Raw genomic sequence first — 13,076 nt, forward strand, 5'->3', positions numbered from 1 at the left:
GTCTTACCTCTTTCTCTTCACGAACAGGTAGATGCCGCTCACCACGACGATCACCAGACCGCCCACGAGCAGGCCGATGCTCCTCGGTGAACCCTCGGCGGCGCCGAAGTTCGACATCACGATGAAGAAGAAGCCCACGCCCAGCATGAACACGGCCCAAGGCGATCGAAATCCCATGAGTGACAAACCTTCCTTAGTAAAAGGGCCGTCGGTGAGTCTGGGACTACCGGCGGCCGAGTGGGCGCGGCCCGCATGGAGCATATGCAACCACTGTGGGCCACGCGAATCAATCGTTGAGAGCCGAAGCCCTTAACGCCTAGGCAGCGACCTCGGCCTTCTCCTGCTCCTTATTCGCCAGAATGACGAACGGGAGCCAGATGATGAAGGAGACGCCGAGGTTGAGCAGGGCGACCAGGGCGGCCATGATATTGCCGCCGGTGGCGAAGAAGGCGTACAGGCCGACGGGCATGATCCAGGGCACCTGGATGTAGACCGGCGGGATGATGCCCGCATAGGTGAAGCCGAGCGCGATGGCGGCGGTGACCACCGGGACGAGCAGCCAGGGGATAAAGTACAGCGGGTTCAGCACGATGGGCATGCCAAAGATGATGGGCTCGTTGATGTTGAACACGCCCATGGGGGCGGCCAGCTTGGCGATGGTCTTGGAATCCTCACGCTTGGAGAAGAAGAGGATGGCGATGATCAGGCCGAGGGTGAGGCCGGAGCCGCCCATCATGGTGTAGGCGTCGAAGGAGCCGCGCGTCCACATGTAGGGAAGCTGGGACAGGTCGTGCGTGGCCTCCCACACGGAGAGGTTCTCGAGCAGTGCCGGGGTGTAGATGCCCTCGGTGATGGGGGCGAGGACGTTCATGCCGTGGATGCCGAAGAACCAGAAGAGCTGGGCCAGGAACTCGACGAGCAGGACCGTGAAGAAGCCGGAGCTCATGCCGAGCAGCGGGCGCTGGATGAACTCGGAGATGAGGTCGTTGGGGTAGGCCCCGGTGGCCACGACGCAGATCTGAGTGATGGCGCCGGAGGCGAAGATGGCGACGACGCCGGGGATCATGGCCACGAAGGCGCTGTTGACCGCGGGCGGGACGGAATCCGGGAGCTTGATGGTGAGCTTGGCCTGAATGAGCTTGATGTAGATCATCGAGCAGACGAGGCCGAAGATGAGCGCGGTGAACAGGCCAGTGGCGCTGGTGAGCGTGGTGGAGATCATGCTCGGGGCCGTGACGCTCATGCTGACTGCGCCGTCGGCGACGGAGAGGCCCGTCACGCCTGCCGCCTCAAGCGCCTTGACCGCGTCAGGGCTGACGTCGGGCAACGAGAGGGCGAACTCGGGCGCGAAGTTCATCGTGGCCACGACGGCCGCGAGGGAGACGGCGCCGCCGGAGATGGGCGACACGTCATAGGCCTTGCACAGGTGATAACCGAGGGCGAACGCGAAGCAGAGCGCCAAGATGGAGATGGTGCCGTTGTAGACGTTCACGTTGACGTTGATGAGCTGCGTGCACGCCGTTGTGAAGGCGTTGCCCGCACCCCACCAGGTGTTGGGCAGGTCGCGGAAGAAGACGTTCAGAAGAACGGCGACGGAACCGGCCATGGTAACCGGCATGATGGAGATGAAGCCGTCGCGGATCGCGACGAGGTGGCGCTGGTTGCCGATCTTCTGCGCGATCGGCATGAACTTGGTCTCCATCCAGTGCATGAAACCGTCCATGGGTGATGCCATGTCATCTCTCCTTAGAAAAATCGGGGTGATGAATGAATAGATTCACGCGCACGAACCGTGCGCACGTGCGACGCGCAAACGCGCGGGGCACCTACTCGTGGCCGATGAGCTTGAGGCCCTGGTCCAGGACCTTGGCACCGTCCATCATGCCGTACGCCATCATGTCGATGACCTCGACCGGCGTGTCGCCGGCGACGGCCTTGATCTTGTCCAGCAGGAAACGCACCTGCGGACCGAGCAGGATGACGTCCGCCTTGTCGGCGTTCGCCTGAGCCTCGGCCTCGGGCACGGCCCAGATGGTGGCCTCGATGCCGCGCTCGGCAGCGCTCGCCTGCATCTTGGAGACCATCAGGCTCGTGGACATTCCTGCAGAGCAGCAAAGCAGAATGTTGACCATGAGCTCTCCTCCTTTCCTTCTCCCCGCACCATGCGGGAACGACATTTCGCGACCGCCGGGGTGGCCGTCGCGATATTCTCATCACCCCACCTTGATGATACGCCGTGGGGCAAAGAATACCCAGACCAACGCTGGCGCGACTCGCCAGCCGGTAACATCGCCCGCCTACGCGAACTGCGGCAGATACGCCTTGTGGGCCTCCATGAGCTCGTCGGCCACGACGTTGGCGAGCGCATCGGAGGGGCACAGCGGGTTCATCTCGAGCGCGGCCACCGCCAGATCGCGGTCGCCGGTGACGGCGGCCTCCACGACCATGCGCTCAAAGCCCTTCATCATCTGGACGTAGCCGGCGATGCGGGGCTTGAGCTCGCCCGTGGCGATGGGCTGCGGGCCGTTTGCGGTGATGCGGCAGGCCACCTCGACGGCACTGCTGCTGGGCAGGCCCTCGATGCAGCCGTTGTTGCGCACGTCGACGTACTGGATGTCGCCGCGGTTGGTGTGGATGGACTCGATGAGGTTGCAGGCCGCGTCGCTGTAGCGGGCGCCGCCGCGCTGCTCGAGCTGCTTGGGCTTGACGTCGAGGTTCTCGTCGCGGTAGATCTCGAAGAGCTCCTCCTCGAGCCTGGACACGACCTCACCGCGCACGTTGCCCTGCTCGAACTCCTTGAGCTCCTCGGCGAGCATCTCGTCGGTGTGGAAGTAGTAGTTGTGGTACGGGCACGGGATCGCGCGGATGCCGCGGATGAACGCGGGCGAGAACGGGATGGACATGAAGTTCTTCATGGCGAGCGCCTCGTCCTCCGAGACGTGCGCGTACTTCTCCACGGCCTCGTCGAGGACGGACACGCCGTCCACGAACACGTCGGTGGCGAACACGAAGTGGTTCACGCCCTGGAGCTGGAGCTCCAGGCGGTCCTCATCGACGTCGAGCACGCGGGCGATGCCGGCGTGCATGTTGATGGGCACGTTGCACAGGCCGATGGCGCGGTCGAAGTCGGTGTAGTTGAGGATGGCCTCCTCGATCATGCCAGAGGGGTTGGAGAAGTTGATCATCCAGGCCTGGGGGCAAAGCTCCTGGACCTCGCGCACGAAGTCCAGGATCACCGGGATGGTGCGGAAGGCCTTGAACATGCCGCCGGCGCCGTTGGTCTCCTAGCCGAGCATGCCGTGGGACAGCGGGATGCGCTCGTCGAGCACGCGGGCGGGCAGGCGGCCGATGCGGACCTGGGAGGTCACGAAGTCGGCGCCGTCGAGGGCGGCGCGGCGGTCGGTGGTGAGGATCACCTTGGTGGGCAGGCCGGCGTGCTTGACCATGCGCTGCGCGAGGGCGCCCACGGTCTGGAGCTTCTCCTCGCCCTCGGGGATGTCGACGAGCCACAGCTCGTCCACGGGGAGGTTGTCGTAGCGCTTGATGAAGCCCTCGACGAGCTCGGGCGTGTAGCTCGAGCCGCCACCGATGGTCGCGATCTTGATGCCGTTTGCCATTGTGGATCTCTCCTGTTCCTCAAAAGTGAAACGTCGCATGTCCACGTCAAAAGTCAAAAGAAGTCGGAAGAAGTCGAAAGTCCGAACGTCTGAAATGCGCCGCCCGCCCACGGGTTTGAGGCCGGGCGCGGCGGAGGCGCTGCGCCACGGCGAAGGCAACCGGGCGTCGCAGGGCGCCAGGGGCGCATGGCGGCGCGGCGCGCTTAGAGCAAGATGTCGAAGCGCGACCAGGAGTCCAGGTAGTCGAGCAGCATCTGCTCATGCGCGGGCAGCGTGCCGATCGCGTTGCGCGTGCCGTCATCGGGCATGTCCTTAAGCACCAACTGCAGCTCGCCCTTGTAGCGCGGGCTCTCGTTGTTCACCACCACGACGTCGCCGCGCACCAGGCCGCGACCCACGGGGCGCGCCGGGATGTCCAGGTTCGCGAACTCGACGCGCGACCAGGTGCTGCGCAGCAGGTACGGGCTCACGTCGCCGCGCACCTTGTGCTTGGCGTACGACGCGACCGTGCGCTCGTTCTCGGTGATACCGGCATCGAGCGCGGGGCGGAGCTGGACCTTGGAGCGGTCGATGCGCTCGATGGAGGCGAGCTCCTCCTCTGTGGCGAAGCAGTTGGAGATGATGATGTCATCGACGAGGCCCATCGCCGAGAGGTGGCGCGCCTGGAAGTCGAGCGGCAGGTCGCGATGGCACTCGAGCGTGACGAGGCCCTCGTTGAGCGGCCAGGGGCCGAACGCGTCGGCGCGGGGCAGGCCGATGAAGGCGGCTAGGTTGACGCCCAGCTCGCGCACCGCGGCGCTCTCGCGCTCGAAGAAGGCGGTGTCGAGGCCGCTGAAGCGCTGCGGGTAGAAGTTGTGGCACGAGATGAGGTGGGCGCGGTCGGGATCGTGCACGAGCGTGGCGGGCAGGATGCCGTCGGCGCAGCTCGCGTTGAGCTCGATCATGAGGCCGTAGGGGTTGCGGGTCATATCCGCCACCTGGCTGGGCTGGAACGGCTCGTCCAAGCGGATGCCGTCGGCGCCGATCTCGTGGAAGAAGGAGAGGTCGTCGTAGGAGATGCCGAGCTTGGCAAAGACGTTGGGGGCGACGTCGAACACGACCTCCATGCCGTTGGCGTGCGCGTATGCCGTGAGCTCGGCGGACTCGTGCTTGACCTGCTCCGGGTCCCCTTCCACGGACAGCAGGCACGAGAAGATACGGGCAAAGCCGTGCGCCGCCGCGCGCTCGATGTACGCGCAGTCCTGCTCAACCGTCGAATGCTCGGGATACAGCGAGATTCCCCACTTCATACGCCCGCACGCTCCTTCTCAACTTGCCGACCTTGCGGCCCCGCGGCCTTTGTGTGCATCTGATGGTTGAAATTATATCGATTCAATTAGAGATCAAGGTCGGCGTTTTACCTGCCCCATTCAGGTGGTAACACGGTTTATCCCGCTGAATCCGCAGATAATTGTATCGATTTAATTTTTATCGCCAGATAATCTCAAACCCGCGAACGGTACCTATTTTCCGGTGAGCGGAAGGACGCCCTGCGCCCCCGCCGCACCTCAAATTAGGGACAGTCCCTAATTTGAGGTGGGCTGAGACTGCGGACGAAAAGTTGGACCGCCCAGGCGCACCTCAGATTGGGGACTGTCCCTAATTTGAGGTGGGCTCCGGAGGTGATGGGGCAGAAAACGGCAGGTCTGGGGCTGAGCATCCTTGTTTTTGGGCATAATTGGAAAATATGGCCATCGCATAGGAAAGGGAGTCGCCCATGGCGGAGCTCAAGGCGGTCGTCTTCGACATGGACGACACGCTGCTCAGCATCAATTTGAACGCGTTCATCGGCGTTTTTGCGCTCGACGAGGCGAACCTCCTCGCGCAGGCGGCGCGCAAGAGCGCCGTGTCGATGTTCACCTCGATGGGCGGCGCCATGCTCGAGCTCAACAACGGCGAGCGCACCGAGGGCGACATGCGGACCAACCGCCAGTTCTTCGCCGATGAGCTTGAGCGCCGCAGCGGAGTCCCCCTGCTCGAACCCGCCGTCCTCGACATGATCGAGTTTTACGAGCGCGAGATCCTGCCCAAGAAGAACGACCGCCTCATCTCCGCGCGCCCGCGCGAAGGGGCACACGAAGCCGTCGAGGCAGTGCTGGACCGCGGCCTGCGCATCGCGCTGCTCACCAACCCGAGCTTCTCGCGCACGTGCATCGAGTGCCGCATGGGCTGGGGCAACATGCTCGACATGCCCTTTGAACTGGTGACCACGTGGGAGAACTCCACGCGCTGCAAGCCGTGCGCCGGCTACTACCTCGAGGCGCTCGAAAAACTCGGCCTCTCCCCCGAAGAGACCCTCATGGTGGGCAACGACCCCAAGCGCGACTTCCCCTCCCCCGCTATCGGCCTGCAGACGGCCTATGTGGGCAACGGCACGCAGCCGCATGCGCTCTGGAACGGCAGCATGGCCGACTTTGCCAAGAACTTCGACGAGATCGCGGAGCGGTTCGACGCGAACCGCGAGAGCGGCGACCGGTAGCACGCAAGCCTGGCACGCAAGCCGCAAGAACACCACACGGGCGGGAGGGCGCCTTACGTGCACGCCCTCCCGCCGCGGCCCACAGCCGCGCCTCGCCTTACGGCTGCGCCTTGTCCTACAGCCGCGCCATGCCTTACAGCCGCGTCTCGCCCGTCATGATCTTGAGGATCTCGACGTCGGTGTCCTTCATGCCCACGCGGCCCACGTAGCCCATGCTGGCGATGGTCTCCTCCACCGTGTCCTGCACGATGCCCTCACCCGCGCGGAACCCGCGGCCGGCGAGCGCCATGTCGCACCCCAAGATGGCGGCGTCGACCGCCGCGGAGATCTTGGCCGCGCAGCTCGCCTTGGCGCCGTCGCACACGATGCCGCCCACGTTGCCCAGCGTGTTCACCACCGTGGCACCGATCTGCTCGCGTGTGCCTCCGCGCATCCAGCAGACCGCCGCGCCCGCACCGCACGCGGCGCACACCACGCCGCAAAACGCGGAGAGCGCGCCGATGTAGCTCTTGGTGTGGATGGCGACGAGGTCGGCGAGGGCCAGGGCGCGGGTGAGGCGCTCGCCCTCGACCCCAAGCTCCTCGGCGTAGGTGAGCACCGGCAGCGCGCAGGTGATGCCCTGATTGCCCGACCCGCATACGATCGCCACGGGAAGGGCGCAGCCGCTCATGCGAGCGTCGGAACCGGCCGCCGCACGGGCGCGGGCGCGGCGGGCGATGTCGTCGCCGCGCGTCGCCAGCAGCGTGCGGCCCACCTCGGCCCCCCAGGCGTTCTCAAGGCCCTCCGCCGAAATGGCGGCGTTAAGCTCCAACTGGCGCTCGAGCGAGGCGCGCGCGTGCGAGACGTCGCCGTCCTCGATGTAGTCGAGGATCATGTCGAGCGAGAGCCCGAGAACCGGAGCCGCCTGGGCAGCGTCGGCACCCTCCTCCCGCGCGGCCTCCTGAGCCGTGACCGCGCTCATGAGGGCGCATGTGCCCGAGCAGGCGTCTTCCACGTCGGCCCCGGCACGGGCGGCGGGGCACAGCTGATTGGCGGGCACGCCGTCGCGCGTGCAGCGCACCACGTTCGTGTGATGCTCCGAGATCGCGACCTCGGCCACATGGCCCAGCGCCTCGGCGCGCACCTCGATATAGAGGTTGGGAACACCCTCGACGAGCGACACGGAAACATAGCCCTCGCGCCCCAACAGCTCGCGCGTGCGGGCGATGTCCGCCTCGGTCACGCCCTCGAGCGTCTCCAACGCCGCCGCGGCGTTGCCGCCCACGGCGCCCAACACCGCCGCCGCCTCGACACCGCGCATGCCGCCGGAATTGGGCACCGTGACGCTCTTGACGTTCTTGATGATATTGCCCGAGCACCCCACAGCGAGCTGCTCGGGTTCGCAACCGAGCACCAGGCGCGCCAACGCCGCCGCATACGCCAGCGCAATCGGCTCCGTGCAACCCAAGGCGCAGATGAGCTCGCTGTTCAGCAGCTCGCCCAGGGCAAGGTCGCGCTCCTCAACCGTCATTTCGCACACGCTCTGCTCCGCCACGGGGACCTCCTCATCCGTATTTCCGACGCACCCAGTGTAGCGAACCCAAGGCCGCCCGCGCCACACCAAAGCCCCCGCCTCCCGGACTTCTCATTCCAAGTCCAAGAGACGGGGGCGATTCGGCGCAGGTCGCCTCGTAATAGCTCGATTCGGCGTAGATTGAATCGACGCGTAGCCCGACTCCGCCAAAGGACGTTTAGCCGAAGAAGCGCTCGATCTCGATGGCGGCGTTCTCGAGAGAATCGGAACCGTGGATGACGTTGGCGTTCACGTCGACGGCGAAGTCGCCGCGAATGGTGCCGGGCGCGGCGTCGAGCGGGTTGGTGGCGCCCATGAGCGTGCGCATCTTGGAAACCGCGGAAAGGCCGGAAACGACCATCTTGACCACGGGCCCGCTCGTCATGAACGCGACCAAGCTGGGGAAAAACGGCTTGTCGGCAAGGTGGGCGTAGTGAACCTTGACGGTCTCCTCATCGAGCACGCACTTCTCCATCTTCTCGATGGTGAGGCCGGAGCGCTCGATGCGGTCGATGATCTGGCCGGTCTTGCGGTCGCGCACGGCGTCGGGCTTGATCATGATAAACGTCTGCTCGATAGCGGGCATTGCGTCCCCTTTCAACAGGAATCGACGATGGCGCACGGTGCGACGAGCTGCCAGCGAGACCGCGACATTGCACCAGCGCTGGGGCCATCTTACCCCATGCGCACGTTCGCCAAGCGTCCTGCTCCGCCAAAGTGCACTTTGGAGCGCTTCGATTCGAGTTTCTACGGGAAATCATCACCGAGAGTTAACTCTCGGTGATGCGACCGGGCTCAGGCGCGCCCCGGTCTGCGGCCACGCCCGGGTCCAGACCCGCAGTCGATAGCGCACCCGAGCACACAGCAGTATCCGACAGGAGCCGCGCCCCGGCCTGCGGCCGCGCTCGCACCCGTGCCGCTCCCCGGTCCGCGGCCGCACTCGGTCCGCGTTCGTACTCGCACCCGCGCCCGCGCCGCGCCCGCAGCCCACCGCCGCGGGCGCCTCCTCAAGCCGCTACGCCCCCGCGCCCATGGGGACCACGTGGCCCAGGCCCTCGACGCGCGCCTCGTCCCCCACCAGCGACGTGCGCACGAACTTGAGCTGCTCGGCAACCGCGGAAGGCGCCGTGCCGCCCTCGGTGGTGCGGGCCGCCACGATGCCGTCGATGTCCAGCGCGCCCGTGATGTCATTGCCGAACAGGGGGCTCGCCGCGCGGAACTCCTCGATGGGCAGCTCGTCCAGCTGGCAGCCCCGCTTGTCGCACTCGAGCACCAGGCGCCCCACCACGGCGTGCGCCTCGCGGAAGGGCATGCCCTTCTTTGCCAGGTAGTCCGCCACGTCCGTCGCGGCCAGATGGCCCACGCGGCACGCGGCGCGCATGCGGTCGGCGTTGACGTGCATGGTGCCCACCATGCCCGCCATCACCTCGAGGCACTGCACGAGCGTGTGCGCGGAGTCGAGCGCGCCCTCCTTGTCCTCCTGCAGGTCCTTGTTGTACGCGAGCGGCAGCCCCTTGCACGTCACCAGCAGCTGCATGAGGTTGCCGTACACGCGGCCCGTCTTGCCGCGGACCAGCTCGGCAAAATCGGGGTTCTTCTTTTGCGGCATGATGGACGAGCCGGTCGAGAACGAGTCGGACAGCGTGATGTAGCCGAACTCCGAGCTGCTCCACAGCACGATCTCCTCGGCCAGGCGCGAGAGGTGCATGGCCATGGTGGAGCAGGCAAAGTGCAGGTCGAGCAGAAAATCGCGGTCGGACACCGCGTCGAGCGAGTTGGGGATCACCCGCGTAAAGCCCAGGGCGTACGCCGTGGCCACGCGGTCGAGCGGATACGTGGTCCCCGCGAGCGCGGCGGCTCCCAGCGGCGAGGCGTCGGCGGCCTCGAACGCCGCGTCGAGCCGCTTGAAATCGCGGGTGAGCATCCAGTAATACGCGAGCAGATGGTGCGCCAGCAGCACGGGCTGGGCATGCTGCAGGTGCGTCATGCCGGGCAGGACCGCGTCCGCATGCTCCTGCGCCACGCGCACCAGCGTCTGCCGCAGGGCTAGATTGGCCTCCATGAGCTGCTTGACGAGCGCCTTAGTGGCCAGGCGCGTGTCGGTTGCCACCTGGTCGTTGCGCGAGCGCCCCGTGTGCAGGCGCTTGCCCGCCTCCCCGATGCGGCGCGTCAGCTCGCCCTCGATGGCCATGTGGATGTCCTCGTCATCGATGTCGAAGGCGAACGCGCCCGCATCGATCTCGGCCTCGATCTGCCCCAGGCCCCGACTGATCGCATCGCAGTCGTCCTGGCTTATGATCCCCTGCTTGGCGAGCATCGCCGCGTGGGCGCGCGACCCCGCGATGTCCTGCTTGTACAGGTGCTTATCGACCGGCAGCGACGCACCGAACTCCTGCGTCGACGTCTCCACGCCGCCCTCGAACCGTCCGCCCCAAAGCGCCATCTACCTATCCCCCTTATCCGCAGCGGCCGGGCCGCCGATCATGGCGGAGCGCACGCGCGAGCCGTGCGCCGCGCGATACCCCTTGAGCGTGTACACCGGCGAGTAGCCGTCGGCCTCCCGCACGGCGGGCTTCCAGAGGGCGGCGACGCGCATGCGTGGGCCGGCCCCGGTGGTCCATGCCTTGAGCGAGGGCGGAATGGCCTGTGCGGCGGCCGTGTCGAATGTGGTGGCGATCATCGAATAGATCCCTTCCCTCGCGTCGCTTAGCAGTTCACGGCCTGGGCGAAAGTCTGCCCGTACGCATCGGCGCACGCAGCTTCGCCCGTACCGTCGAGCACGTCGAGCTGCACGTCCTGCGGGGCCTGGGCCAGCTCGGTGCGCTTGGTCGCCCACGTCTTGATGGACAAGCCCTGGATGTCGATGAAGCCCTTGGCGGCCTTCTGGTCGAACGAGTCGTCGTTGTCGTAGGTGGCCAGGCCCGCATCGTACAGGGACGCGGCGCTGGAGCGTCCCACCACCACGCAGCCGCCCTTGTAGAACTTGAGCTTCACGCTGCCCGTGAGGACCTGCTGGGTATTGGCCATGAACGCGTCGAGGGCCTCCTTGAGCGGGCTGAACCAGCGGCCGTTGTAGACCTGATCGGCCCAGATCTGCTCGAGCGCGAGCTTGTGGTGGAGCACGTCGCGCTCAAGGCAGAGGTCCTCGAGCGCCTTGTGCGCCTGGATGAGCGCCAGGCCCGCCGGGACCTCATAACACTCGCGGGACTTGAGGCCCACGTAGCGGTTCTCGATCATATCGATGCGTCCAAAGCCGTTCGCGCCCGCGATTTTGTTGAGCGCATCCACGAGCTCGGCGAGCGGCATGTCCTGGCCGTTCAGGCTCGTGGGCACGCCCGCGGTGAACCCGATCTCCACGTAAGTGGGCGCATCCGAGGCGTCGAGCGGGTCGACGGTCATCGTCCAGATGTCCGCCGGGGGCTCGGCCCACGGGTCCTCGAGCACGCCAGCCTCGATGGCGCGGCCCCACAGGTTATCGTCGATGGAATAGGGCTTCTCGATGCTCTGGGCCACCGGGACGCCGTGTTTCTTGGCATAGGCGATCTCGTCGGGGCGCATGCCCAGGTCCCACTCGCGCACCGGCGCGATCACCTTGAGCTCGGGGTCGAGCGCGATGATGGAGGTCTCAAAGCGAACCTGGTCGTTGCCCTTGCCGGTGCAGCCGTGGGCGACGCACGTGGCGCCGTACTTGTGGGCCACCTCGACCAGGTGCTTGGAGATGAGCGGGCGCGAGAGCGCGGAGAGCAGCGGGTACTTGTTCTCGTACATGGCGTTGGCGGCGATGGCGCAGGTGAGGTACGTGTTGGCGAACTCGTCGGTCATGTCGACGACCTCCACCGCAACGCAGCCGAGCTGCTTTGCCTTGGCGGCGACCTTCTCCAGGCCGTCGTGCTCCTGGCCCACGTTGCCGAGCATGGCGATCACGTCGAGGTCCATCTCGTTTTGGAGCCACTTGATGCACACGGAGGTGTCGAGGCCGCCGGAATACGCCAGCACGACCTTCTCTTTGGCGGTTGCGGATGCGGGGGTTGCAGATACGTTCATGGGTTCGTCCTTTCCAAGATGCCATATGCTGGCCTGTGAGCGGGCGAGCCCAACTGATATACCGGTGCCCCGGGATGTGCCTGCGGCGCATGCACGGCGAGTCGCGTGCAGTGCATGCGTAAGAAAAATCCGCCTGCTCGGCGGACGCTCCCTCGACGATATCAGTTGGACTCTGCTGAAGGCCCTGGGCCTTCATGCGAACAGAGACAACGAGTTATCGTCGTCGGGAGATTGCGCGCTGGCGTCGGCCGGCTGCGTCGATGGCATTCTGGCGGGGCATGCTGGCGATCTTCGCCATACCCTCATATGTCGCCAGAGCGTGTGCCATGTGGACTACAACCTCTCCATACCAGTCAAATCGCAATCAGATTCCCACGAACGGTCGCTATGAATCCATGAACGGTCGTTCGCGTTGTTGCTATAGTAGCGTAAAGTGCCTCACGGGAGCATAAAGAATATCGAATATTACAGCCCTGTTTCTCACGTGCATAAGAAACAGGGCTGCATGCATATTACGGGCTTAATCCCGAAGATATCTGGATAGGAACTCACGCGTGCGCGGATGTTCCGGAGCCGTGAAGATCCGCTCGGGATCCCCCTGCTCGGCAATGACGCCGCGATCCATAAAGACCACGCGGTCGGAGACCGTGCGCGCGAACTCCATCTCGTGCGTCACCACGACCATCGTCATGCCGTCACGCGCCAAGCCGCGCATGACCTCGAGCACCTCGCCGACGATCTGCGGGTCGAGCGCGCTCGTGGGCTCGTCGAACAGCATGATCTTAGGCGCCATGCACAGGGCGCGGGCGATGGCGACGCGCTGCTTTTGGCCGCCCGAGAGCGTGGAGGGCGCCGCGTGCGCAAAGCCCTCCAGACCCACCGACCGCAGGTGCCCAAGCGCCACCTCCTCGGCCTCGGCCTTCGACATCTTTTTGCGGATCACCGGCGCGAGCGTGCAGTTGGCCAGCACGTCCATGTTGTTGAACAGGTTGAAGCCCTGAAAGACCATGCCGATGTCCTCGCGCAGGCGGTTGACGTCCACATGGTCGGCCGTGAGGTCGCTGCCCTGAAACCACACGTGGCCCGCATCGGGGGTCTCGAGCAGGTTGATGCAGCGCAGCAGGGTCGACTTGCCCGAGCCCGACGCGCCGATGATGGTCACGACCTCGCCGGGCGCGACGTCCAGGTTGACGTCGCGCAGGACCTCGAGGTCGCCAAAGGATTTGCGCAGGCCCTCGATGCGCACCATATACGTGTCGGCGGGGACTTGCGCGGGGGCAGTGCCGGGGGCCGGGATAGGGACCGGATTGGCGGCCGAGACGGGGGCCGGGGCCGGATTGGCTGC

12 protein-coding genes and 1 pseudogene are annotated in these 13,076 nt (G+C 65.7%); 1 reads left to right on the forward strand and 12 read right to left on the reverse strand.

Going from position 1 to position 13,076, the window contains the following annotated elements; all coding sequences use genetic code 11:
- Positions 1-3: 3 nt before the first annotated feature.
- The 6 genes and pseudogenes from LK434_RS04705 to LK434_RS04725 all read right to left on the reverse strand — a co-directional run bounded on the left by LK434_RS04705 (position 4) and on the right by LK434_RS04725 (position 4,906).
- Positions 4-177 carry a hypothetical protein gene (locus tag LK434_RS04705; protein WP_156777679.1) on the reverse strand — a complete coding sequence of 58 codons (174 nt, stop codon included), beginning with the start codon at positions 175-177 and terminating at the stop codon, positions 4-6.
- Between the two features lie 139 nt (positions 178-316).
- Positions 317-1,735, reverse strand: a complete 1,419-nt coding sequence (locus LK434_RS04710) for a PTS sugar transporter subunit IIC (protein ID WP_222859752.1) — start codon at positions 1,733-1,735, stop codon at positions 317-319.
- Positions 1,736-1,826: 91 nt separating this feature from the next.
- Positions 1,827-2,132 carry a PTS sugar transporter subunit IIB gene (locus tag LK434_RS04715; protein ID WP_040360550.1) on the reverse strand — a complete coding sequence of 102 codons (306 nt, stop codon included), beginning with the start codon at positions 2,130-2,132 and terminating at the stop codon, positions 1,827-1,829.
- A gap of 165 nt (positions 2,133-2,297) precedes the next feature.
- Entirely contained in the window at positions 2,298-3,086 is a 789-nt protein-coding gene (locus tag LK434_RS10535; RefSeq protein WP_269546186.1) for a family 4 glycosyl hydrolase, read from the reverse strand.
- Positions 3,069-3,656 (reverse strand): annotated as a pseudogene (locus LK434_RS10540) (family 4 glycosyl hydrolase); the annotation flags it as partial. The pseudogene LK434_RS10540 and the gene LK434_RS10535, both read right to left, overlap by 18 nt.
- 164 nt (positions 3,657-3,820) lie before the next feature.
- Positions 3,821-4,906 (reverse strand): DUF871 domain-containing protein, encoded by a 1,086-nt coding sequence (locus tag LK434_RS04725; protein ID WP_006720414.1) that lies wholly within the window; start codon positions 4,904-4,906, stop codon positions 3,821-3,823.
- Positions 4,907-5,373: 467 nt separating this feature from the next.
- Here LK434_RS04725 and LK434_RS04730 point away from each other — a divergent pair, with 467 nt between their 5' ends.
- Positions 5,374-6,135 (forward strand): HAD family hydrolase, encoded by a 762-nt coding sequence (locus LK434_RS04730; protein WP_006720413.1) that lies wholly within the window; start codon positions 5,374-5,376, stop codon positions 6,133-6,135.
- A gap of 133 nt (positions 6,136-6,268) precedes the next feature.
- Here LK434_RS04730 and LK434_RS04735 read toward each other — a convergent pair whose 3' ends face one another.
- The 6 genes from LK434_RS04735 to LK434_RS04760 form a co-directional block, all read right to left on the reverse strand.
- Positions 6,269-7,645, reverse strand: a complete 1,377-nt coding sequence (locus tag LK434_RS04735) for an L-cysteine desulfidase family protein (RefSeq protein WP_227917906.1) — start codon at positions 7,643-7,645, stop codon at positions 6,269-6,271.
- Between the two features lie 220 nt (positions 7,646-7,865).
- Entirely contained in the window at positions 7,866-8,273 is a 408-nt protein-coding gene (ndk, locus tag LK434_RS04740) for a nucleoside-diphosphate kinase (RefSeq protein WP_006720410.1), read from the reverse strand.
- A 429-nt stretch (positions 8,274-8,702) separates the two neighbouring features.
- Positions 8,703-10,130: an argininosuccinate lyase gene (gene argH / locus LK434_RS04745; protein ID WP_227917872.1), complete on the reverse strand. Its 1,428-nt coding sequence runs from the start codon at positions 10,128-10,130 to the stop codon at positions 8,703-8,705.
- Positions 10,131-10,367: a hypothetical protein gene (locus LK434_RS04750; RefSeq protein ID WP_006720407.1), complete on the reverse strand. Its 237-nt coding sequence runs from the start codon at positions 10,365-10,367 to the stop codon at positions 10,131-10,133.
- A 26-nt stretch (positions 10,368-10,393) separates the two neighbouring features.
- Positions 10,394-11,731, reverse strand: coding sequence for an argininosuccinate synthase (locus LK434_RS04755; protein ID WP_006720406.1), 1,338 nt, complete (start codon positions 11,729-11,731; stop codon positions 10,394-10,396).
- Positions 11,732-12,251: 520 nt separating this feature from the next.
- Positions 12,252-12,980 (reverse strand): amino acid ABC transporter ATP-binding protein, encoded by a 729-nt coding sequence (locus LK434_RS04760; protein ID WP_040360549.1) that lies wholly within the window; start codon positions 12,978-12,980, stop codon positions 12,252-12,254.
- Between the last annotated feature and the right edge of the window lie 96 nt (positions 12,981-13,076).

Origin of the sequence: Collinsella stercoris DSM 13279 (assembly GCF_020735465.1) — a bacterium.
Taxonomy (GTDB): domain Bacteria; phylum Actinomycetota; class Coriobacteriia; order Coriobacteriales; family Coriobacteriaceae; genus Collinsella; species Collinsella stercoris.

Coding starts and splice junctions, on each gene's coding strand:
- LK434_RS04705 (WP_156777679.1), bottom strand. CDS start 177: ATGGGATTTCGATCGCCTTGGGCCGTGTTCATGCTGGGCGTGGGCTTC.
- LK434_RS04710 (WP_222859752.1), bottom strand. CDS start 1,735: ATGGCATCACCCATGGACGGTTTCATGCACTGGATGGAGACCAAGTTC.
- LK434_RS04715 (WP_040360550.1), bottom strand. CDS start 2,132: ATGGTCAACATTCTGCTTTGCTGCTCTGCAGGAATGTCCACGAGCCTG.
- LK434_RS10535 (WP_269546186.1), bottom strand. CDS start 3,086: ATGCACGCCGGCATCGCCCGCGTGCTCGACGTCGATGAGGACCGCCTG.
- LK434_RS04725 (WP_006720414.1), bottom strand. CDS start 4,906: ATGAAGTGGGGAATCTCGCTGTATCCCGAGCATTCGACGGTTGAGCAG.
- LK434_RS04730 (WP_006720413.1), top strand. CDS start 5,374: ATGGCGGAGCTCAAGGCGGTCGTCTTCGACATGGACGACACGCTGCTC.
- LK434_RS04735 (WP_227917906.1), bottom strand. CDS start 7,645: ATGACGGTTGAGGAGCGCGACCTTGCCCTGGGCGAGCTGCTGAACAGC.
- ndk (WP_006720410.1), bottom strand. CDS start 8,273: ATGCCCGCTATCGAGCAGACGTTTATCATGATCAAGCCCGACGCCGTG.
- argH (WP_227917872.1), bottom strand. CDS start 10,130: ATGGCGCTTTGGGGCGGACGGTTCGAGGGCGGCGTGGAGACGTCGACG.
- LK434_RS04750 (WP_006720407.1), bottom strand. CDS start 10,367: ATGATCGCCACCACATTCGACACGGCCGCCGCACAGGCCATTCCGCCC.
- LK434_RS04755 (WP_006720406.1), bottom strand. CDS start 11,731: ATGAACGTATCTGCAACCCCCGCATCCGCAACCGCCAAAGAGAAGGTC.
- LK434_RS04760 (WP_040360549.1), bottom strand. CDS start 12,980: ATGGTGCGCATCGAGGGCCTGCGCAAATCCTTTGGCGACCTCGAGGTC.